This window comes from Mycobacterium neumannii, assembly GCF_002245615.1.
Taxonomy (GTDB): Bacteria; Actinomycetota; Actinomycetes; order Mycobacteriales; family Mycobacteriaceae; genus Mycobacterium; species Mycobacterium neumannii_A.
Window position 1 is genome coordinate 42272 of the sequence record NZ_NKCO01000014.1, and the last position, 21722, is coordinate 63993.

At 67.6% G+C, this 21722-nt stretch carries 20 protein-coding genes; 5 read left to right on the forward strand and 15 right to left on the reverse strand.

What is annotated here, in order from left to right:
• The first annotated feature begins 38 nt into the window (after positions 1 to 38).
• On the forward strand, positions 39 to 1358 hold the full coding sequence (gene aroA, locus CEX88_RS16755) for a 3-phosphoshikimate 1-carboxyvinyltransferase (RefSeq protein WP_094294334.1): 1320 nt from the start codon (positions 39 to 41) through the stop codon (positions 1356 to 1358).
• On the forward strand, positions 1355 to 2341 hold the full coding sequence (gene rsgA / locus CEX88_RS16760; RefSeq protein WP_094294335.1) for a ribosome small subunit-dependent GTPase A: 987 nt from the start codon (positions 1355 to 1357) through the stop codon (positions 2339 to 2341). The genes aroA and rsgA overlap by 4 nt, the downstream gene beginning before the upstream one ends.
• A gap of 239 nt (positions 2342 to 2580) precedes the next feature.
• Here rsgA and CEX88_RS16765 read toward each other — a convergent pair whose 3' ends face one another.
• From CEX88_RS16765 to CEX88_RS16785, 5 genes are all read right to left on the reverse strand, one after another.
• Positions 2581 to 3819, reverse strand: a complete 1239-nt coding sequence (locus CEX88_RS16765; RefSeq protein ID WP_094294336.1) for a fatty acid desaturase family protein — start codon at positions 3817 to 3819, stop codon at positions 2581 to 2583.
• A gap of 69 nt (positions 3820 to 3888) precedes the next feature.
• A complete protein-coding gene (locus tag CEX88_RS16770) occupies positions 3889 to 5022 on the reverse strand; it encodes a ferredoxin reductase (protein WP_094294337.1) in 1134 nt (377 codons plus the stop codon).
• Between the two features lie 60 nt (positions 5023 to 5082).
• Positions 5083 to 5583 (reverse strand): DUF6912 family protein, encoded by a 501-nt coding sequence (locus CEX88_RS16775; protein WP_420799228.1) that lies wholly within the window; start codon positions 5581 to 5583, stop codon positions 5083 to 5085.
• A gap of 6 nt (positions 5584 to 5589) precedes the next feature.
• Positions 5590 to 7344, reverse strand: a complete 1755-nt coding sequence (locus CEX88_RS16780; protein ID WP_094294339.1) for a BCCT family transporter — start codon at positions 7342 to 7344, stop codon at positions 5590 to 5592.
• 61 nt (positions 7345 to 7405) lie between these two features.
• Positions 7406 to 8815: a WS/DGAT/MGAT family O-acyltransferase gene (locus tag CEX88_RS16785; RefSeq protein ID WP_094294340.1), complete on the reverse strand. Its 1410-nt coding sequence runs from the start codon at positions 8813 to 8815 to the stop codon at positions 7406 to 7408.
• A 202-nt stretch (positions 8816 to 9017) separates the two neighbouring features.
• On the opposite strand from CEX88_RS16785, the gene CEX88_RS16790 reads away from it, so the two are divergent.
• Both CEX88_RS16790 and CEX88_RS16795 read left to right on the forward strand, forming a co-directional pair.
• Complete coding sequence (locus CEX88_RS16790; RefSeq protein ID WP_094294341.1) at positions 9018 to 9539, forward strand: Rv3235 family protein; 522 nt, start codon at positions 9018 to 9020, stop codon at positions 9537 to 9539.
• Between the two features lie 16 nt (positions 9540 to 9555).
• A complete protein-coding gene (locus CEX88_RS16795; RefSeq protein WP_068196804.1) occupies positions 9556 to 10029 on the forward strand; it encodes an SRPBCC family protein in 474 nt (157 codons plus the stop codon).
• Here CEX88_RS16795 and secA read toward each other — a convergent pair.
• From secA to CEX88_RS16810, 3 genes are all read right to left on the reverse strand, one after another.
• Positions 10026 to 12848, reverse strand: a complete 2823-nt coding sequence (secA, locus tag CEX88_RS16800; protein WP_094294342.1) for a preprotein translocase subunit SecA — start codon at positions 12846 to 12848, stop codon at positions 10026 to 10028. The two genes, CEX88_RS16795 and secA, sit on opposite strands and share 4 nt — an antisense overlap.
• Before the next feature lie 110 nt (positions 12849 to 12958).
• Positions 12959 to 13594 carry a ribosome hibernation-promoting factor, HPF/YfiA family gene (gene hpf, locus CEX88_RS16805; RefSeq protein ID WP_197696866.1) on the reverse strand — a complete coding sequence of 212 codons (636 nt, stop codon included), beginning with the start codon at positions 13592 to 13594 and terminating at the stop codon, positions 12959 to 12961.
• A gap of 326 nt (positions 13595 to 13920) precedes the next feature.
• Positions 13921 to 14550 (reverse strand): ComF family protein, encoded by a 630-nt coding sequence (locus CEX88_RS16810; protein WP_094294343.1) that lies wholly within the window; start codon positions 14548 to 14550, stop codon positions 13921 to 13923.
• A 44-nt stretch (positions 14551 to 14594) separates the two neighbouring features.
• Here CEX88_RS16810 and CEX88_RS16815 point away from each other — a divergent pair, with 44 nt between their 5' ends.
• Positions 14595 to 15902: a DUF2252 domain-containing protein gene (locus CEX88_RS16815; RefSeq protein WP_094294344.1), complete on the forward strand. Its 1308-nt coding sequence runs from the start codon at positions 14595 to 14597 to the stop codon at positions 15900 to 15902.
• 5 nt (positions 15903 to 15907) lie between these two features.
• Here the strand turns inward: CEX88_RS16815 and CEX88_RS16820 are convergent, their stop codons facing one another.
• The 7 genes from CEX88_RS16820 to mtrA all read right to left on the reverse strand — a co-directional run bounded on the left by CEX88_RS16820 (position 15908) and on the right by mtrA (position 21661).
• The gene (locus tag CEX88_RS16820) at positions 15908 to 16324 is read right to left on the reverse strand and encodes a QcrA and Rieske domain-containing protein (RefSeq protein WP_094294345.1); all 417 of its coding nucleotides are present in this window, start codon (positions 16322 to 16324) and stop codon (positions 15908 to 15910) included.
• A 14-nt stretch (positions 16325 to 16338) separates the two neighbouring features.
• Positions 16339 to 16896 (reverse strand): DUF6529 family protein, encoded by a 558-nt coding sequence (locus tag CEX88_RS16825; protein ID WP_094294346.1) that lies wholly within the window; start codon positions 16894 to 16896, stop codon positions 16339 to 16341.
• Positions 16889 to 17038 carry a hypothetical protein gene (locus CEX88_RS26080; RefSeq protein WP_202931533.1) on the reverse strand — a complete coding sequence of 50 codons (150 nt, stop codon included), beginning with the start codon at positions 17036 to 17038 and terminating at the stop codon, positions 16889 to 16891. The genes CEX88_RS16825 and CEX88_RS26080 overlap by 8 nt, the downstream gene beginning before the upstream one ends.
• Complete coding sequence (locus CEX88_RS16830; RefSeq protein ID WP_126315888.1) at positions 17039 to 17389, reverse strand: hypothetical protein; 351 nt, start codon at positions 17387 to 17389, stop codon at positions 17039 to 17041.
• A gap of 111 nt (positions 17390 to 17500) precedes the next feature.
• A complete protein-coding gene (gene lpqB, locus CEX88_RS16835; RefSeq protein ID WP_094294348.1) occupies positions 17501 to 19258 on the reverse strand; it encodes an MtrAB system accessory lipoprotein LpqB in 1758 nt (585 codons plus the stop codon).
• Positions 19255 to 20901: an MtrAB system histidine kinase MtrB gene (mtrB, locus tag CEX88_RS16840; RefSeq protein ID WP_094294349.1), complete on the reverse strand. Its 1647-nt coding sequence runs from the start codon at positions 20899 to 20901 to the stop codon at positions 19255 to 19257. Before mtrB ends, lpqB begins: the two co-directional genes overlap by 4 nt.
• A gap of 73 nt (positions 20902 to 20974) precedes the next feature.
• Positions 20975 to 21661 (reverse strand): two-component system response regulator MtrA, encoded by a 687-nt coding sequence (mtrA, locus tag CEX88_RS16845; protein WP_064345844.1) that lies wholly within the window; start codon positions 21659 to 21661, stop codon positions 20975 to 20977.
• Positions 21662 to 21722: the final 61 nt, after the last annotated feature.

Consider the following 21722-nt stretch of genomic DNA (forward strand, 5'->3'; position numbering starts at 1 on the left):
CATGGTGGCACGGCGAGCCGACAGGGGAAGATGGAGCGGTGAGCGCGCCCGCAGACCAAGAACGCCAGGCCTGGCCTGCACCGTCGACGACGGCTCCGGTGCATGCCACTGTCACCGTGCCCGGCTCGAAATCGCAGACGAACCGGGCGTTGGTGTTGGCGGCGCTGGCCGCGGCGAACGGCGATTCGACGATCAGCGGGGCGCTGCGCAGCCGCGACACCGACCTGATGATCGGGGCGCTGCGTGCGCTCGGTGTGACGGTCGAGGGCCGCGCCGACGAACTGTCCGTCAGCGGCGCGATCGCGCCGAGCGATGGCGCGCGCATCGACTGCGGACTGGCAGGCACGGTGTTGCGGTTCGTGCCACCGGTGGCCGCCCTGGGCACGGCGACGGTCACATTCGACGGGGACGAACAGGCCCGTACCCGTCCCATCGCGCCGCTTCTGGACGCGTTGCGCGGCCTCGGGGTCGACATCGACGGCGACGGACTTCCGTTCGCGGTGCGGGGCGCCGGATCGGTCACCGGCGGGACGGTGGAGATCGACGCCTCGGCCTCGTCACAGTTCGTGTCCGGGCTTTTGCTGTCGGGAGCGGGCTTCCGCGAGGGGCTGACCGTCGTACACACCGGCGAATCGGTCCCCTCCGCACCGCACGTGGCGATGACGGTCGCGATGCTGCGCGACGCCGGCGTCGACGTCGACGACGGCCGCGACAACCAGTGGCGGGTGTCGCCGGGGCCCGTGGCCGCCCGCCATTGGGACATCGAGCCCGACCTGTCCAACGCGGTGCCGTTCCTGGCGGCCGCGGTGGTCAGCGGAGGCAGCGTGCGGTTGACGGGCTGGCCGCGGCTCAGCACGCAACCGGCCGACGCCATCATCTCGATCCTCAAGAAGTTGGGATCGGTTGTGCAACATGGTGATAGCTACCTTGAAGTGTGTGGCGCCGAAGTGTACGGCGGTATCGACGTTGATCTGCACGAGGTCGGCGAGCTCACGCCCGCCGTCGCTGCGCTGGCGGCATTGGCCTCCCCCGGCTCGGTGTCGAAGCTGTCAGGTGTCGCGCATCTGCGTGGACACGAGACCGACCGGCTCGCAGCACTTTCGGCGGAGATCAACGGTCTCGGCGGTCAGTGCGAGGAGACCGAGGACGGGTTGGTGATCACGGCCCGACCGCTGCACGGCGGGCTGTGGCGGTCCTATGCCGACCACCGGATGGCCACCGCGGGCGCGATCGTGGGGCTTCGGGTGGCCGGCGTCGCGGTCGAGGACATCGACACCACCATCAAGACGTTGCCCGGTTTCCCGCAGTTGTGGGCCGACATGCTCGCGGGGCAGACGGCGGAGGTCGACCCCGCTTGAGCCGACGCGAGTACGACGAGTCCGATGTCCGGGTGCGGCCCGGCCGAGGCTCGCGGCCGCGGACCAAGATTCGGCCCGATCACGCCGACGCGCAGGAAGCGATGGTGGTGACCGTCGACCGTGGGCGGTGGGGATGCGCGCTCGGCGGCGACCCGGACCGCCGCGTGGTCGCGATGCGGGCGCGCGAACTGGGCCGCACCCCGATCGTCGTCGGCGACGAGGTGGGAATCGTCGGCGACCTGTCCGGCCGGCCCGACACGCTGGCCCGCATCGTCCGACGCGGTGAACGGCGAACGGTGTTGCGCCGCACCGCCGATGACACCGATCCGACCGAGCGGGTCGTCGTGGCCAACGCCGACCAACTGCTGATCGTCGTCGCGCTGGCTGATCCGCCGCCGCGCACCGGGCTGGTCGAGCGCGCGCTGATCGCGGCCTATGCCGGCGGGCTCGAGCCGATCCTGTGCCTGACGAAGACCGATCTCGCTCCGCCCGAACCGTTTGCGGCGCACTTCGCCGATCTTGATCTGACGATCACCACGGCGGGTCGCGACGATCCGCTCGACGCGGTGGCCCCGATGCTGGCCGACCGGGTCACGGTGCTGCTCGGGCATTCGGGGGTCGGGAAGTCGACGCTGGTGAATCGCCTTGTCCCACGGGCTGAACGGGCCACCGGCGAGGTGACCGACATCGGAAAGGGCAGGCATACGTCGACCCAGTCGGTCGCGCTGCCGCTGGACTTCGGCGGATGGGTGATCGACACGCCCGGCATCCGGTCGTTCGGACTGGCACACATCGAGCCCGACGATGTGCTGCTCGCGTTTTCAGATCTGGCCGAAGCGATCAAGGACTGCCCACGTGGTTGCGGTCACATGGGCTCGCCCGCCGATCCGGAGTGCGCGCTCGACACGTTGACCGGCCCCACGTTCGACCGCGTCGCCGCCGCCCGTCGGCTGCTGGCCGCCCTCCACGAGTCAGACTGGTAGCGCGCGCCTCTAACCCCCTACCCACCGTTGCGCGAGCGTGCGCGTCTGCATCCGACACGCCGCGGATTTACGGCACTTCTCGCACGCCCGTCGTCGACGAGAGTGCGTGAAGTGCTGTCGACGCGGGATGGCTCGGCGCCGGACGCACGGTCACCGCGGCGCCAACGTGCGCAAAGTGTCGAGAATGCGCGGCGTGTCGTGCGCAAGCACGCACGCTCGCGCAAACCGGAAGGAGGGGGCTAGGCGGCGGCCAGTTTGGCTGCGCGCTTCTCCCGGCGACGGGCCCGCACGGCCGCGATCGACGACTTGAGACCACGCCGTTGGGTCGGCTCCAGTTCGGCGAACATCCGCTCGCTGCGCGTCTCCGGCGCATTGTCAGCGGTGTCGCGCAGATACTTGTCCGGCAGCGACAGTTTGGCGATGGTCCGCCACGTCTTGCCGTACTGCACCAGGAACGAACCCGTCGTGTAGGGCAGGTCGTACTTGTCGCACACCTGCTGCACCCGAACCGAGATTTCGTGCAGACGGTTGCTCGGAAGGTCCGGATACAGATGGTGCTCGATCTGATGGCACAGATTGCCGCTCATGAACCGCAGCACCGGGCCGCCCTCGAAGTTGGCACTGCCCAGCATCTGTCGCAGATACCACTGGCCCTTGCTCTCACCGACCATGTCGGTCTTGGTGAATTTCTCTGCGCCGTCAGGGAAGTGGCCGCAGAAGATGACCGCATTCGACCAGACGTTGCGGATCACGTTGGCGACCGCGTTCGCCGTCAGCGTCGACCGGTATGTCGCACCGGGCGACAGCGAGGTCAATGCGGGGTAGGCAACGTAGTCCTTGACCAACTGCGCGCCCGCCTTGGCGGCGAACTCGCGTGCCCGGACCTTGCTTTCGTCGCGGTTGTCCCTGCCCTTGAAGATCTTGCCCAACTCCACGTGCTGCAGGCCGACGCCCCACTCGAAGCCGAGCGCGAGAATCGTGTTGTACAGCAGGTTTCCGAGGTTGAACGGCTTCCACTTCGTGTCCCGGGTGACCCGCAACAGGCCGTAGCCCACGTCGTCGTCCATGCCCAGGATGTTGGTGTACTTGTGATGCATGAAGTTGTGCGTGAAGCGCCAATGCTTGGACGAGCCACTCATGTCCCACTCCCATGTCGAGGAGTGAATCTCGGGATCGTTCATCCAATCCCACTGCCCGTGCATGACGTTGTGGCCGATCTCCATGTTCTCGATGATCTTGGCCACGCCCAGGGTGACGGTTCCTGCCCACCATGCCGAGCGGCGCGAGCTTGCCGCCAGCATCAGGCGGCCCGCGACCTCCAGCGCACGCTGGCCGGCGATGGTGCGACGGATATAGCGCGCGTCGCGCTCACCGCGGGAGTCTTCGATGTCCTGCCGGATCGCATCCAGTTCTACCGCCAGACTCTCGATGTCCGCGCCAGTCAGGTGCGCGAATTCGGGAACGTCAGTGATTGCCATCGTCAAGCCTCCTCTCGCGTGCCTACGTTACCGTAACCTACGTACCCGTAGGTTACCGGCCAGTAAACCTCAGACATCGAGCACGCAATCGCCGGATGCCGCGGAGATACAGGTCTGTACCCGGCTGCCCGGCTCGTGCTCGACGCCGGTGCGCAGGTCACGGACGTGGCCCTCGACCAGACCCACCACACATGACTGGCAGATACCCATCCGGCAGCCGAACGGCATCTGGACCCCGACCTGCTCCCCGGCGTCCATCAGCGGAGTCGCGGCGTCCACGGTGGCCGTCTTGCCGCTGCGCGCGAACTCGACGGTGCCGCCCTGCCCGTGCACGGCGGCCTTGGACACCGCGAAACGCTCGAGGTGCAGGCGTTCGCCGAGGCCGGCGCTCGACCAGCACCGCTGGGCGGCATCGAGCATGCCCTCGGGACCACACGCCCAGGTCTGTCGCTCGCGCCAGTCGGGCACCTCGTCGTCGAGGCGCGACAGGTCCAGCCGGCCCTGGGTGCGCGTCGCGCGTGCCCGCAGTCGGTAGGAGTGGTGCGCGCGGGCCAGCTCGGCGAGTTCGGAGGCGAACATGACATCGGATTCGGTTGGCGCAGAATGCAAGTGGACGATATCGGTGATCTGGTCGCGGCGGACCAGGGTCCGCAGCATCGAGATCACGGGCGTGATACCGGAGCCGCCGGTGAGGAACAGCACCTTCGCCGGGGCGGGGTCGGGCATGACGAAGTTGCCCTGCGGCGCGGCCAGCCGCACGATCGTGCCGGGCGCCAACCCGTCGACCAGATGCGTCGACAGGAACCCTTCTGGCATGGCCTTGACCGTGATGGTGATGGTTCGGGTGGTGCGCGACGGCGCCGAGGTCAGCGAATAGGACCGCCAGCGCCAACGGCCGTCGATCTGCACGCCGATTCCGATGTACTGGCCGGGCTGGTAGTCGAACGAGAAGCCCCAGCCCGGCTTGATGACCAGCGTCGCCGAGTCCTCGGTTTCGCGCCGGACGCTCAGCACCCGGCCGCGCAACTCACGCGCCGACCACAGCGGGTTGGCGAGTTTGAGGTAGTCGTCGGGCAGCAGCGGCGTGGTGATCCGTCCCACGATGGTCCGCAGCGCGTGCAGGCCCGGGTGCTTGGTCCCGGCGACCGTCGGCTTCACCGTGTCGGCGACATTGGCCGACACCTTGATGGAGTTCTTGGCCATGAACCTACGGTACCGTAACCTACGCTGCCGTATCCAGCCGAGATCAAGGCCGATGCGGGCTCAGAGCAGTTCAAGCAGGAACGGCAACTCCTGCGGCGCGTACCAGGCCAGGTCGTGGTCCTGGGCATCACCGACGACGAAGTCGGCATCCTCGTCGCCGAGGTCCGCGTCGTCGACGGCCTCGATCGCGGGCAACACCGCGGACTCGGCCTCGGCATTGTCGACATAGGCGGCGATGACGTCCTCGAAGGCGACCGGACCGGCCAACCGCACCACCGCGTCATCGAGATCGGGGCGCGGCGTCACGTCGTCGACCTCGGCCTCCACCACTGCGCGGCGCGGCGGCAGGTCGCCCACCCCTTCGCTCCCGAGCAGGCGCAGCGACGCCAGCGCGGCTTCCCGGCGCGCGACCTCGGCGAGTTCTTCGTCGTCGCCCTCGGCGTAGGACTCGCGCAGGGCGGGCGTCACCGCGAACGCCGTACCGCTGCGGGCATGGAGCACCCGGTCGGCCACGAGCTGCTGCAGCATGGTCAGGGTCGCGGGGATGTAGACGCGCACCAGGCGAGATTAGTCGTCAGGCGATTTCTCGCTCGCCGGATCCTTCTCCACCGAGATGACGAAATCGTCACCGTGCTCCGTGACACCGTGGATGACCGCGCTGTCGACGGCCTCTTCGGCATACTTCTTTCGCACCATCATCGGGTCGCGGCGCAGGTCCTTGACCAACCCCACGGCCAGGCCGACCATCACCACGACGAACGGCAGCGCCGCGATGATGGTGATGGACTGCAACCCGGTCAACGCGTCCTCCCCGCCGACCAGCAGCATCACCGCAGCGACGGCGCCGGTGGCTACACCCCAGAAGATCACGGTGGCTCGACCGGGTCTGATCGTGCCGCGTTCGGACAGCGATCCCATCACCACCGACGCGGCGTCCGCGCCGGAGACGAAGAAGATCGCCACCAGCACCATCACCAGCACGCTGGCGATGGTCGCGATCGGATACTGCTCGAGCAGGCCGAACAGCTGAGCCTCGATGCTGCCTTCGCCGGCGAGGTCGGTGCCCTCCTGCTGTACGCGGATCGCCGACCCGCCGAACACCGCGAACCACACCAGTGACACCAGGCTCGGCACCAACAACACTCCGGTGACGAACTGACGGATGGTGCGCCCCCGCGAGATCCGCGCGATGAACATGCCGACGAACGGCGTCCACGACACCCACCACGCCCAGTAGAAGATCGTCCACGACTGCAGCCACACGTTGACCGCGGAGCCCTCGGCGCCGGTGCGCGCCGACATCATCGCGAAGTCGGCCATGTAGCTGCCCAGCGATGTCGGCAGCAGGTTGAGGATGAAAACCGTTGGCCCGACGACGAATACGAAGAACGCAAGCACCATCGCCAGCACCATGTTGATGTTGGACAGCCACTGGATGCCGCGCGCGACCCCGGAGACCGCCGACAGCACGAACGCGATCGTGAGCACCGTGATGATGACGACGAGGATGGTGTTGCCCGTTTCCCCGATACCGCCGACGATCTGCAGGCCGCTGCGGATCTGCAGCGCACCCAGACCGAGTGAGGCGGCCGAGCCGAACAGCGTGGCGAAGATCGCCAGCATGTCGATGACCTTGCCCCACGGTCCGTTGGCGCGCGAGCCCAGCAGCGGTTCGAACGCCGCGCTGATCAGCTGCAGCCGGCCCTTGCGGTAGACGCCGTAGGCGATCGCCAGGCCGACCACCGCGTAGATCGCCCACGGGTGCAGCGACCAGTGGAACAGCGTGGTGGCCATCGCGGTCTGCACGGCCTCGGTGTTGCCCGGCTCGCCGGTGCCCGGTGGCGGTGTCGCGTAGTGCGACAGCGGCTCGGCCACCCCGAAGAACATCAGCCCGATCCCCATGCCGGCGCTGAACATCATCGCGACCCACGACACCCCGTGGAACTCGGGTTCCTCGTCGTCACGACCGAGCGGGATGGCGCCGAAGCGACCGATCGCCAGCCACAGGATGAACACCACGAAACCGGAGGCCGTCAGCACGAACAGCCACCCGGTGTTGTCCATCACCCACGTCAGCGCGCTGTCCGAAGCGGAGGCCAGCGACTCCGTGCTGACGAAGCCCCACACCAGGAAGGCAATCGCAATGACCGCGGTGACCCCGAAGACGACCCAGTCCACGCCGCGCGAGCGGGTGAACGCGTCATCATGTGGCGGCAGGTCGAGTGCCGGGTGGGGTACGACGGAATCGGTCGGCGATCGAAATGCGCGCTGTGTGGCGGACCTGGCTTTTCCTGGCGTCTCGTTCTCTGCGCTCGTGGTCATGGTGACCCAATTCGACCCCGCTGGCGGTGAGAGAGTCAATCCCGCAAACGCACAGCAGGTGTTATTGGGCCGCTTCTAGCAGTTCTTCCATCGATTCGCGCAGCAGACTCGGCAAAACATCGACGTCGCTCATGGCGTCGCGGTCGGCATTGATGCCGAAGTAGACCATGCCGTGGTAGGACGTCACCCCCAGCGCCAGCACCTGGTTGCTCAAGAGCGGCGGTACCGCGTAGGTCTCCAGCAGTTTGGTGCCCGCGATGTACATCTGATGCTGTGCACCCGGCACGTTGGTGATCAGCAGGTTGAACTGGCGCGCCGAGAACGTGGTCGCCACCCGGATGCCCATCGCGTGCAGGGTCGGCGGGGCGAACCCGGACAGCGTCACGATGGTTCTCGCGTCGACCAGGCTCGCGGCGGTGGACGCCGATTCGGTGGCGTGGGCGATCTGCGAGAGCCGCACCACCGGGTTGCCCTCACCGACGGGAAGGTCGACGAGGAACGGCGTCACCTCGCTGATGGCCTGACCCGGGCCGGTCGCGTCGAGTTCGGCATCCGGATACACCGACATGGGCGCCATCGCCCGCACCCTCGCGGTCGAGGTCACCGGTTCACCGCGCGACATCAGCCAATTGCGTAACGCGCCGGCCACCACGGCCAGCACCACGTCGTTGACGTCGCAGTCGTAGCGGGCGCGCACCGCGCGGAAGTCCTCGAGCCGTCCGCAGGCGACGGTGAACCGCCGGTTGCGCGACACTGTGGTGTTCAGCGGGCTGCTCGGCGCGGTGCCGCGCGCCACGGTGCGGGCCACCTCGAGGGCGCGGCGGCCCATGTCGACCAACTGGCCAGCGTTGGTGGCGACGTCGACGACGGCGTTGCGGACCGCAGTGATCTGCTCGGCGGGCCGGGTGATCCACTCACCGAGCGCACCGAGCAGCAACTGCCGATCGCTGGGCTCGCGCAACGGGATCCAGATGTCCTCACCGAACTCCGGCGGCTTCTGGGTGCGGTCGGCGATGACGTGGCCGATCTCGAGGGCCGTCATGCCGTTCACCAACGCCTGGTGCGACTTCGTGTAGATCGCGAGGCGGTTCTTGGCCAGGCCTTCGATCAGGTACATCTCCCACAGCGGCCGCGACCTGTCCAGCGGCCGGGACCCCAGCCGCGCAATGAGTTCGTGCAACTGGGCGTCGCTGCCCGGCGACGGCAGCGCGGAGCGACGGATGTGGTAGGTGATGTCGAAGTCGCGATCGTCCACCCACACCGGGCGCGCCAGGCCCAACGTCACCTCACGCACCTTCTGCCGGTAGCGGGGTATCTGTGGCAGCCGCTGTTCGACGGTGGCCAGCAGGGTCTCGTAGCTCAGGCCGCTGCGGGGCTTGCGAAGGATCGCCAGCGAACCCACGTACATCGGCGTCGACGTGTTCTCCAGGCGGTAGAACGACGCATCCGCCGTCGACAACCGGGTGACCATCGCGACGTCGCCCCTCCCCTGTACTGCCCGCGGTCCGACCGCGGGCGCCGAAGTCCCCGCCACGCTATAGGCAAACCCCGCGGATGCGCATCACGGGTGCTTATCGCTGTCTGGGAGCCCCCGCGGACCGTGCGATCATGGTGGTGTCTGCCAACTCTCCAGCAGACGGGTCCTGTCTCGTCGAGTCGCTGGAGAACGCGTTGTGACATCCTTCCGCACCCCTGCCGAGGCCGCGTCCGGCCCCGACCAACAGCGACCGGCTGCGCTGGTGGCACCGGTCATCGACTGTGAACCGCCTCCCCTCGGTGTCGGCGCCTGTCCGCCACCGTCGCCAAAAGCGCTGCGCCGCCGACCATCCGCCGGTGTACACACTCGGCGCCCGCAAATGCCGATCCCCGCCGAGCCCGCCCCGCCGCGCGCGGCGGTCGCCTTCGCCGATGCGGCGTTGCGCAGGGTGCTCGAGGTGATCGACCGGCGGCGCCCCGTCGCCCAGTTGCAACCGCTGTTGGCACCGGCGCTGATCGAAACCGTGCTCACGCTGACCCGCCACCCGCACTCGACCGTCGCCACCCTGCGCCGGCTCAGGGTGCGCGTGACCGATGACGACGGTCCTGCCGCGGAGGTATTCGGCACTTACAGTCGCGGACAGCGCATCCGCGCTATCGCGGCGCGCATCGCTTACGACGGCCGGCGCTGGCGGGTGGTCGCGCTGCAGATCGGTTGAGCGCTAGCCTGCTCGCGTGCAGGGAGACTCGATCAGCGTGCAGCGCGTCATCAAGGCGCCCCCGGACGCGATCTTCGCGTTACTCGCCGACGCCGGCAGGCATCCGGCCTTCGACGGCTCGGGCACCGTCGCTCACACATCCGGCGAGAAGTCTCAACCTCTGTCTGCCGGTGCGACATTCGGCATGGCGATGCGCGGAAGGCCCGAGTCGGTGTTCCTTGGATACCGGACCACCAACACCGTCGTCGAGTTCGAACCGGACCGCCGCATCGCGTGGAAGACGACGATGGGTCCCCTCGGGCTGATCGGCGGGCGCATCTGGCGTTACGAGCTCGAACCGACACCGGAGGGCACGCTGGTGCGCGAAACCTGGGACGTATCCGAGGACCGGCAACGCCTGCTGCTCAAGAGGGGCGGCGCACCCAAGCAAGCCGAAGACGGGATGCGCGCCACGCTGCGCCGTATCGCCGCGCTCGTCGAGCCCTCTTAACGCCTGCGCATCGCCTTCTGCTCGCGGGCCTGCTGGCGCGCGGCTTCGCGCCGCTGCTTGCGGGTGCCGCCGCTGGGCGCAGCCTGCCGCGGGGCGCCACTGCCGTTGCCCGACCGCTGCACCTCGGCCGACCCGTCCTCCGACGGCCCGGTGTAGGTCAGCGGACGCGACTCGTCGTCGATTCCCTTGGCGCGCAGGCCCGTTCCCGTCGGTCGTTCCTTGGTCGCCACCCCACCTTGGGCTTGTGCGGCGGCGGCCTCGGCGAACTCGCTCAGACCGGACGGCGGTGCGACCGGGGCGACGGTCGGCTGCGGCGCGGGTTCGACCGCGACGTTGAACAGGAACCCGACCGACTCCTCCTTGAGCCCCTCGAGCATTCCGATGAACATGTCGTAACCCTCGCGCTGGTACTCGACCAGCGGATCGCGCTGCGCCATCGCCCGCAGGCCGATGCCCTCCTTGAGGTAGTCCATCTCGTAGAGGTGTTCGCGCCACTTGCGGTCCAGCACGTTGAGCAGCACATTGCGCTCCAACTGGCGCATCGCGCCCTCGCCCGCGATCTCCTCGATCTGCTTCTCCCGCTCGGCGTACGCGCGGTCGGCGTCGGCGATCAACGCCTCCAGCAGCTCCTCGCGCGTCAACTCGCCGGGCTCACCGATCGCGTCGGAGTCGATCAGGTCGTGGTGGTCGATGCCCACGGGGTAGAGCTGCCGCAGCGCGGTCCAGAGCTGTTCGAGATCCCAGTCCTCGGAATAGCCTTCAGCCGTGGCACCGTCGACGTAGGCGGTGATCACGTCGACGAGCATGTTGCGGGCCTGTTCGGCGAGGTTCTCGCCCTCGAGGATGCGCCTGCGCTCGTCGTAGATGACGACGCGCTGCTTATTCATCACCTCGTCGTACTTGAGGACGTTCTTGCGGACCTCGAAGTTCTGCTGCTCAACCTGCGTCTGCGCGCTCTTGATGGCGCGGGTGACCATCTTCGCCTCGATCGGCACGTCGTCGGGCAGGTTCAGCCGGGTCAGCAACGACTCCAGGGTGGCGCCGTTGAACCGTCGCATCAGCTCGTCACCAAGCGACAGGTAGAACCGGGATTCGCCAGGGTCGCCCTGGCGGCCGGAGCGGCCGCGCAGCTGGTTGTCGATGCGGCGGGACTCGTGCCGTTCGGTGCCCAGCACGTACAGGCCGCCCGCGGCGATGACGTCCTCGGACTCGCGCGCGCACTCGGCTTTGACCGCGGACAGCGTCTCGTGCCAGACCTTCTCGTACTCGTCCGGGGTCTCCACCGGGTCCAGGCCGCGTTCGCGCAGCCGCTTGTCGGTGAGGAAGTCCGGGTTGCCGCCGAGCACGATGTCAGTACCGCGGCCCGCCATGTTGGTCGCGACGGTGATCGCGCCCAGCCGGCCGGCCTCGGCGATGATCGAGGCCTCCTGCTCGTGGTACTTCGCGTTGAGCACATTGTGCGGGATCCTGCGCTTGGTGAACTGGCGAGACAGGTACTCCGAGCGCTCCACGCTGGTGGTGCCGATCAGGACCGGCTGGCCCTTCTCGTAGCGCTCGGCGACGTCGTCGACGACCGCGATGTACTTGGCCTCTTCGGTCTTGTAGATCAGGTCGGATTGATCGGCGCGGATCATCGGCTTGTTGGTCGGGATGGGAACCACACCGAGCTTGTAGATCTCGTGCAGCTCGGCCGCCTCGGTCTGCGCGGTGCCGGTCATACCTGCGAGTTTGTCGTAGAGGCGGAAATAGTTCTGCAGCGTGATCGTGGCCAGCGTCTGGTTCTCGGCCTTGATCTCGACGCGCTCCTTGGCCTCGATGGCCTGGTGCATGCCCTCGTTGTAGCGACGGCCCACCAGCACGCGACCGGTGAACTCGTCGACGATGAGCACGTCGCCGTCGCGCACGATGTAGTCCTTGTCGCGCTGGAACAGCTCCTTGGCCTTGAGCGCGTTGTTCAGGTAGCTGACCAGCGGCGAGTTGGCCGCCTCGTAGAGGTTGTCGATACCCAGCTGGTCCTCGACGAACTCGACGCCGAGTTCGTGCACGCCGACGGTGCGCTTGCGGATGTCGACCTCGTAGTGGACGTCCTTTTCCATCAGCGGCACGATCCTGGCGAACTCCGTGTACCACTGCGACGCGCCGTCGGCGGGGCCGGAGATGATCAGCGGGGTGCGGGCCTCGTCGATGAGGATGGAGTCGACCTCGTCGACGATCGCGAAGTTGTGTCCGCGCTGGACCAGGTCGTCCAGGGAGTGCGCCATGTTGTCGCGCAGGTAGTCGAAGCCGAATTCGTTGTTCGTGCCGTAGGTGATGTCGGCGGCGTAGGCGGTTCGCCGCTGGTCGGGGGTCATCTGCGCCAGGATCACGTCGACCTCCAGGCCGAGGAACCGGTGCACGCGGCCCATCCACTCGGCGTCGCGCCTGGCCAGGTAGTCGTTCACGGTGACGATGTGCACGCCCTTGCCCGACAGCGCGTTGAGGTAGGCCGGGAGCACGCCGGTCAGCGTCTTGCCTTCACCGGTCTTCATCTCCGCGACGTTTCCGAAGTGCAGCGCCGCGCCGCCCATCAACTGCACCTTGAACGGCTTCTGGTCGAGCACCCGCCAGGCCGCCTCGCGGGCGACGGCGAACGCTTCGGGCAGCAGGTCGTCGAGGCTTTCGCCGTTGTCCACGCGCTTTTTGAACTCGTCGGTCTTGCCCCGCAGTTCAGCGTCGGTCAGCTTCTCGACGTCGCCCTCCAGGGAGTCGACGTAGTCGGCCACCCCCTTGAGGCGTTTGACCATCCGGCCCTCGCCGAGACGCAGCAACTTTTGCAGCACGCTAGTTCCCCTATGGGTTTGGAAGTCTTGAGCTCAACCCATGGTAGGGGACATGCGCCCTGAACCCGGCCCAGCTGCGTCAGGCCAGGCGAAATAGTGGTCGGCCCGGCTCAGGCGAGCCGAATCAAGCCGTAGTCGTAGGCGTGCCTGCGGTAGACCACGGACGGCAGGTCGCTCTCCTTGTCATGGAAAAGGAAGAAGTCGTGGCCTACCAGTTCCATCTGCGACAGCGCGTCATCGACGGTCATCGGGGTGGCCGGATGCTCCTTGATCCGCACGATGCGTCCGGGCTCGTGCTCGTCGAGCGCCGCGCCGTCGTGTTCGGCCGGCGTCGCTGTCAGCGGCTCGGGTGGTGCGGTGACCGCGGTGGCCTTGGCGACCGATACCGGGGTTTTGTCGCCGTAGTGGATCTTGCGGCGATCACGCGCACGGCGCAGCCGCTCGGCGAGCTTGTCCACCGCTGATTCCATCGCGCCGTAGAAGCTGTCGGCACAGGCTTCGGCGCGGACCACGGGGCCGCGGCCGCGCGCGGTGATCTCCACGTGTTGGCAGTACTTGCGTTGACGTCGGTTCCGCTCGTGATCGAGCTCGACGTCGAACAGATAGATCGAGCGGTCGAATCGTTCCAGGCGTGACAGTTTCTCTGCGACGTACGTGCGGAAGTGGTCGGGGATCTCGACGTTGCGACCGGTGACCGCGACTTCGGCGCGCGGTCGGGCTTCGGGCGTTTCGTCCTCGATCACCATCGTTCGGGAGTCCAGGGATTGGCTTGACATGCTTGGCAACTCGTTTCTTCGGCGTCCGCACGCGTGAGCGTGCCCGGGTTGTCGTGATCCGCACCGACGGGGCTTTGCATGTCTCGCCGCTCGCCGGTGCAAGGTGTCGTCTACTCACCTCCTACCGCGTCGGCGATGCTGGCGCTTCGTATCTGAGCGCCGGCCGTGAGTCATTCACGGGTGTTGAAGCCGACGGTAGCCGCGTTCACCCGGTAGTGCCAGTGAATCCGGGTACCTGTTTCCAGTTCTTCACCTCGGTCTGATATGTGGGCCTGGAATCCGGCCTCGCGGCGCGGTCACGCGTTTGCCACAACCAGCACGGCCGCCACGCGTGCCCCAATGGTGTGCAGCACGCGAACCGACTCGGCGGCGGTGGCGCCGGTGGTGACGATGTCGTCGACGACGAGCACTTCGTCCGCGACGGGCCGCACGACCCGGACCCGGCCGCCGATGTTGCGCTGCCGATCGGCGGTGGACAGCCCGACCGAATCCGCCACGAGAGCGCGTGTGCGCAGCGCCTGGACGACGCCCACCCCCGGCAGGTCGACGACAGCGGTACGCGCAATCCGAGTCACCGGGTCACCGCCACGCCGACGGGCCGACCACCGGCGGGTCGGTGCGGGGACCACCGTCAGCGGGGTATCGAGAAGACCCCAGGTCAGCAGGTGGGAGAGGCCGGCCCGCAGCGCCCCGGCAAGCGGGCGCAGCAGATCATTTCGGCCGTGCTCTTTGACCGCGATGACGACTGCTCGCCGCGGCCCCGCGTAACGGCCCAGGGAGTACACCGGGACGCCGGGATCCACGCGCGGCGAGACGAGGTGCGGATCCTCTGCCCTGACCGTCAGCGTCGCCGCGCACGCCGCGCACCACCGCGTTGACGGTGCGCCGCAGCCGCCGCACTGCAGCGGGAGAACGAGATCGAGCACGCGGTCAGTGTGGCGGTGGTGGGTGACACGGGTACTCCGTGGGCATGCAGGACCAACGGGAGTCGTGGATCGTCGATTGCCTGGTGAGTGCGTTCGCCGATCTGATGAAGGCCGATCCAGATGCGTTCCGGACCAAGTTCCGCAAGATGGCGGCCGAGCCCTTCGCCTTCTTCCGCGGCAGCGCGTGCGTCTTCTACGGCGACGTCGCCGCGCGCGAGGACCGCTGGGCCGACGAGCGCACCAGCCGGGTGTGGATCCAGGGCGATCTGCACACCGAGAACTTCGGCACCTACATGGACGGCGAAGGCACGCTTATCTTCGACGTCAACGACTTCGACGAGGCCTACATCGGTCACTTCACCTGGGACCTGCAGCGGTTCGCGGCCAGCGTCGCGCTGATGTGTTGGCAGAAGGCGCTGTCGGACCACGAGATCAGCAGGCTGATAAACACTTTCGCACACGCCTACGTCGATCAGGTGCGGTGGTTCCTGCAGGCCGACGACGACACGGGCTTCTCGTTGAATCTCGACACCGCACGCGGCGCCGTGCTGTCCGCGTTGCAGAGTGCGCGATTGTCGACGAGGGCCGAGATGTTGGATCGTCTCACCGTGGTCGACGACTGGGACCGACGCTTCCGGGACGCCGCGGGCGTACGCCGACTCGAGGACGCCGAACGCGACAACGTCGAGGCCGCGTTCGTGCGATACCTCGAGACCATCCCCAAAACCAAACGGTTCCAAGGCATCACCTACGACATCAAGGACGTGATCGGCAAGACGGGTCACGGTATCGGCAGCGCGGGTCTGCCGACCTACACCGTGCTGATCGAGGGATTCAACCAGGCGCTGGACAACGACGCCGTGCTGTCGATGAAGCAGGGCAACATCGCGGCGCCCAGCCGTGTCGTCGAAGAGGCGGGCCTGGGCCGGCATTTCAAGCATCACGGCCACCGAACGGCGGTGTCACAACGTGCGCTGCAGGCGCATGCCGATCCGCTGCTCGGCTACACCGACATCGACGGCGTCGGGTTCGTCGTGAGCGAGTTATCGCCGTATGCAGCTGATCTCGACTGGAGCGAGTTGACCGAACCGGACGAATTGGACGAGGTGATCGAGCAGCTGGGGCGGGCGGTGGCCAAGGTGCATTGCGTCGGGGATGCCGACAGCGACCAGAAGGTGGTCGAGTTCCAGACCGAGGAGGCGATCGACGCGGTCATCGGCGACCATGTCGACGAGTTCTCGGCCGACCTCGTGACGTTCGGGCTTCAGTACGCCCGCATCGTGCGTGACGATCACCGCCATTTCGTCGAAGCGTTTCGCGAAGGCCGCATTCCGGGGGTCACGTCGACCTGACCCGGTCAGCGCAAGACGATCGAATCGCCTTGCAATGTCACTGGTTTCGACACCAACGGACGCGTTGCCGGTCCGTTCGCCACCGTGCCGTCCAGGTTGAACTTGCTGCCGTGGCAGGGGCAGTTGATCGTGGCGCCTGCGACGTCGCGCACCGTGCACCCGGCGTGAGTGCAGGTGGCCGAAAATCCCACGAAATCACCCGCCGTCGGTTGCGTCACCACGGTCTGGTCGACGATGACACCTCCGCCGACCGGGACGTCGGCGACGTTTGCGAGGATCGCAACCGGCGCCACCGCGCTACCGGTCGTCGTCACGGCCGACTCCTCGGCGGCGTCGGGATCCTTGCCGTACGTGCTGCAGGCCCCCAACGCGGTACCAGCGATTCCGAGCCCCGCACCCGCAAGGAATTGTTTGCGTCGCATAGCGATTCCTTTCCTCAGAACCTCAGCCCGCTGGTCTGGAAGAACCACAGCGCCGAAGTGAGCCAGACGTAGACCAACCCGAAGAACACCAGTCCCCCGACGACGGGAAGCACCCAGCCGTGAAGCCCGCCGCGCGTCAACAGGATCATCTTGGTGACGAAGACCCCGTAGAAGAAACAGCCGAACAGCGAGTGAAACAGCACCCGGCTGTCGGTTTCGGCGAAGCCGAGAGCGTAGAGGCAGTGCACGGCCACCGGCACAGTGGCCAACACCGCCAACCGCCCCGACCACTTGTGGGCCGTTCCTATCCACGTCGGCGCGCGCCCACCGGGCGTCAACCGGTACATCACGAACGCCGAGAACAGTTGGAACAGCGCCAACGCAATCGCGAGGGTGGCCAGCCACGACTTCACCGCCGTGCCGCTGGAGAACCCCGCCACGTTGATCGAGAAGAATTGCGGCTCATGGATCTTGCCGAACACTCCGAGCGCGACGGCGACCATTGCGCCGAGGCTGACGGCGATCAGCATCCCCGCTGCGCCGGTGTTGCGGGTGGCGACGGGATCAGACATCGCTGCCGCCGCTCTCCCGCTCGTACACAAGGAGGCCGGCGCGCGCTTCGGCTGCCGGCGCGGTGAACACCCAGCTCTTCTCGCCGATCGTCAGCAACCCCTTCACCGCATTGCCCTCGAGATGGCCGTCGAGAACGCTCACCTAGTCCTGGCTCGTCGCGTTGACGACACCGTCCTCGGCGTCGCCTCGGAGCCACACCTCGACCGAGTTGCCGTCACAGGCGTACGCGATCGCCTTGCCGCCGTCGAGCGATATCTCCAACGTGATCACGCCGGTCGCGGTCGGCACGGTTCCGACGTAGTCAGCCTTGGCCGGGAAGCCCGTCGCAGGCGGTGACGGCGTGGTCGTCGGCGCCGCAGCGCTCGGCGTGGTGACCGATTCCGCCGCCGGGGCGGCCACGGGCCCTTGCTCCTGAAAAACGTTGCCGAGCCACAGCGCGATCCCGAGCACGGCGACCGCGCCCAACGTGATCAACGGACCGCGAGTCTTCATCTTCACTCCTGGCTGATAGCAAACGCCTGCGGCGTCGTTCTGTCAGCACAACGAGACTCACCCGCAGACGGTTCACGGAACCTGCCGCGAAATCTGCGCGGGGGTCGGCTGTCAGCCCGGCAGCACGGGTTCGGCGCCGGGCACCAGCAGCGGACGCACCTCGGCCCACGCCGGATCGTCCTCGGCCACCGAGCCGGACAGTTGCACGACCCCGCGGGCGTCGGCCACGTACACCGTCGACGGGTTGGCCGCCACGGTGGTGACCGGCATCAGCAGGTTGCGGCTCGGCCCGTCGGAGTTAACGCCGTCGAGGTTGACGTAGGAGACCGGATGCGCAGGATCGGTGCGACTGACCACGATGTCGTCGCCGGTGCGCCATGACAGCGACACCACGGTGTTGCCCAGGCCGTAGCCCAGGCGTCGCGGGTAGGTCAGCGCGTAGCCGCCGCCGGGGGTCTGTTCGACACCGGCCAAAACGACCCGGCCGTCGATCACCATCGCCGCGCGGGTGCCGTCGCGCGACAGCTGCAGTTCGGTGATCACGCCGGGAAACCTGCTCGACACCAGCGTGGAGTCGACCGGTATGCGCGCCGGCTGGCCCGACGCGTCCTGGATGACACGCACGACGTTGTTGCCGTCGATCACCACCCACACCGCGTTGTCCAGCGACCAGCTCGGCCGCGACAGGCTTCGGGCATCCAACACCTGCGACGCGGCCCCGCCGAGCGCGCCGACCCACATCGACGACGCCATATCCGGTGCGTCCGGCCGCACCGTGACGATCGACGCCACCTCCTGGCCCGTGCGGGACACCGCCGCCGCGGTCTGGTTCGGCATCTGCCCGAACTGTCCGGGAACCCGCGGCGCCCGCCGACCGTCGAGCGCGACCAGCGAACCGCCCACCAGCGCGTGCAGGCCCGCCGCCACTCCCGAGGCCGCGCCCGGGTCGGTGGCCGCCACGTCGGAGGTCTCCCACCCGTCGGTGAACCGGTCGTCGAGGGCGGCGCCGTCGGCGTTGATCACGTACGGCCCGTTGACCCCCGCACGGGACAGCGTCCAGATGAGTTGCGCCGCAAGCAGTTGCCTGCTGTGCGGATCGGTGGTCGACAGGTTGTCCAGATCGATTTTGGCGCCGCCGTAGCCCCGGCCGACGCCCATCTTGCCGCCGTCGGCGCGGGTGACCGGGCCGCGCAGTTTCAGTGGCGGTTCGAGGAGATTGCGGACGGTCTTGGCCATCTCCGGTCGCGGCCCGGCGATCAGCTTGCTCACCAGTTCGGTGGCCAACTGGTCGGGATCGGACACCGCGACATAGCGCGGATCGGGCACCACGGTGCTGCCGGTCGGGTCGACGAAATACAGGGTGTTGCGTCGATAGGTGGCCTGAAACTGCTGCCAGTCCAGGAAGACGCCGTTCGGCAGCTTGTCGATGCGCCAACCGTCGGCGGTCTTGACCAGTTCGATCGGCCCCGGGTCTGGCAGCGCGCCTTCCCCCGTTTCGAACACACCCATGTCCGACAGCGATCCGAGGATGTCGGCGCGCATGGTCACCGACACCCGGTCGGGACCGCGCGTCTCGACGAACACCACGTTGTCGATCAGCAGCGCGCTGCCCGCGTCATCCCACGCTTGCGAAGCGGATTCGGTCAGGAACTGGCGCGCAGCCAGATGCCGGTTCGCGGGATCGGCGGTGGCCTTCAGGAATTCGCGCAGCAACACGTCGGGATCCATGCCCGGAGTCGGCTTGGGCAGGCTCGGCGGGGCGGGCCGGTCGACGGTTCCGATCGCTTGCGGCGAGGACGAACTGGGCACGCCCGCACAGCCGGTGAGAACCAACGCCAGCACGCTCAGGACTGCCAGCAGGATTCTCACACGGACTCCTGCGCGGGTTCGCGATCGTGGCTGCGCGGCGGCGCATTGTCGGGTCCAACGGGTTTGAGCGGCAGCGGGCTGGTGGTCACCTTGTGCCCGCGGACGAGCGGCAGCGTGAGACGGAAGCAGGCGCCGTTACCCGGCTCACCCCAGGCCTCCAGCCTGCCCTGGTGCAGGCGGGCGTCCTCGATGCTGATCGCCAAACCGAGACCTGTGCCGCCGGAACGACGCACCCGCGAGGGGTCCGACCGCCAGAACCGGCTGAACACCAGTTTCTCCTCGCCGGGCCGCAGTCCCACCCCGTGGTCGCGGACGGTCACGGCGACGGTGTCGTCGTCGGCGGCCATCCGGATGCGGACAGGTTTGTGCTCGGCGTGGTCGATGGCGTTGGCGATGAGGTTGCGCAGAATGCGCTCCACGCGCCGCGGGTCGACCTCGGCGATGACCTCCTCGGTGGGCATGTCGACGACGAGTTCGACGTCGGCGTCTTGGGCCAGGTGCCCGACGTTGTCCAACGCGCTTCGCACCGTCGACCGCAGATCCAGCGACTCGACCGACAGCTCGGCGACACCGGCGTCGTGGCGGGAGATCTCCAACAGATCGTTGAGCAACGTCTCGAACCGGTCGAGCTCGCTGACCATCAGCTCGGTGGACCGGCGCAGCGCGGGATCGAGATCCTCGCTGTGGTCGTAGATCAGGTCGGCGGCCATGCGCACTGTCGTCAACGGGGTGCGCAGTTCGTGGCTGACGTCGGAGGTGAACCGGCGCTGCAGGTTGCCGAACTCCTCGAGTTGGGTGATCTGGCGGTGCAGGCTCTCGGCCATGTCGTTGAACGAGACGGCGAGGCGGGCCATGTCGTCCTCGCCGCGCACCGGCATGCGTTCGGTGAGGTGGCCTTCGGCGAACCGCTCGGCGATGCGCGACGCGGAGCGCACCGGCAGCACGATTTGGCGCGCCACCAGCAAGGCGATCGCGGCGAGCAGGCCGAGCAGCACCACGCCGCCGGTGGCCATCGTCCCGCGCACCAGCGCGATCGTGGACTCCTCGTTGTTGAGCGGGAAGATCAGATAGAGCTCGAGGTTGGTCACCGATGACGACGTCGGACTGCCGACGATCAGCGCGGGCCCGGAGAAGCCGTCGGTGTGCACGGTCGCGTACTGATAGCTGACCTGGCCGGCCTTGACGAACTCCCGCAGCGTATTGGGCACCTGCTGGACCGGGCCTGCCGCGGTCGCCGCACGCGGCCCGTCACCAGGCACCACCAGAACCGCGTCGTAGGTTCCCGCCAGGCCCGGTTCGGCGTCAGCGCTGCGATCGATCAGCGTGTTGCGCGCCAACTGCAGGCTGCTGTCGAGCGAGCGGGTTTCCTCACCGCCGACGATTCCGCTGACTGTGGTGCGTGCGCGGTCGATCTGCTCGGTGGCCGCGCGGACCTTGACCTCGAGGATGCGATCGGTGATCTGGCTGGTCAGTACGAACCCGAGCACCAGGATCACGGCCAGCGACAGGCCCAACGTCAACGAGACGACACGCAGCTGCAAGGAGCGCCGCCACGCCAAGCTCAACGCCCGGCCCAGCGCTCCCAGCCCCCGCACCAGCGGCGCCGAGCGCCGATGGATGCGTCGTCTGGAGCTGAAGATCACGGCGCCCGCCGAGCGGTCAACAGGGCGACCGCCAAGCGGTCGGGGTCACGACCACGGCCGACAGCCGTGCATGTCACGGCGGTCCGGCCTTGTACCCCACTCCTCGAACAGTGAGCACCACCTGCGGGTTCTCAGGGTCCTTCTCGACCTTCGCCCGCAACCGTTGGACATGCACGTTCACCAAACGGGTGTCCGCGGGGTGTCGATAACCCCACACCTGTTCGAGCAGCACATCACGAGTAAACACCTGCCGCGGTTTGCGCGCCAACGCCACCAACAGGTCGAACTCCAGCGGGGTCAGCGAGATCTGCTCGCCCTGACGGGTGACCTTGTGCGCGGGCACGTCGATGTCGACGTCGCCGATCGACAGCATCTCGGCCGGCTCGTCCTCGTTGCGCCGCAGGCGGGCCCGCACGCGGGCGACGAGCTCTTTGGGCTTGAACGGCTTCATCACATAGTCGTCGGCGCCGGACTCCAGGCCCAGTACGACGTCGACGGTGTCGGTCTTGGCGGTCAGCATCACGATCGGCACGCCGGAATCCGCGCGGAGCACCCGGCAGACGTCGATGCCGTTCATGCCGGGCAGCATCAGGTCGAGAAGGACCAGATCGGGCCGCAGCTCGCGGACCGCGGTCAGCGCTTGGGTGCCGTCGCCGATGACGGCGGTGTCGAAGCCTTCGCCCCGCAGCACGATGGTGAGCATCTCGGCGAGCGACGGGTCATCGTCGACAACCAGAATCCTTTGCCTCATGGAGACCATGGTGTCACCGAATTGCGATAAACCCCGGCTACCACACGGCGCGTTTCGCGCTTTGACCGGC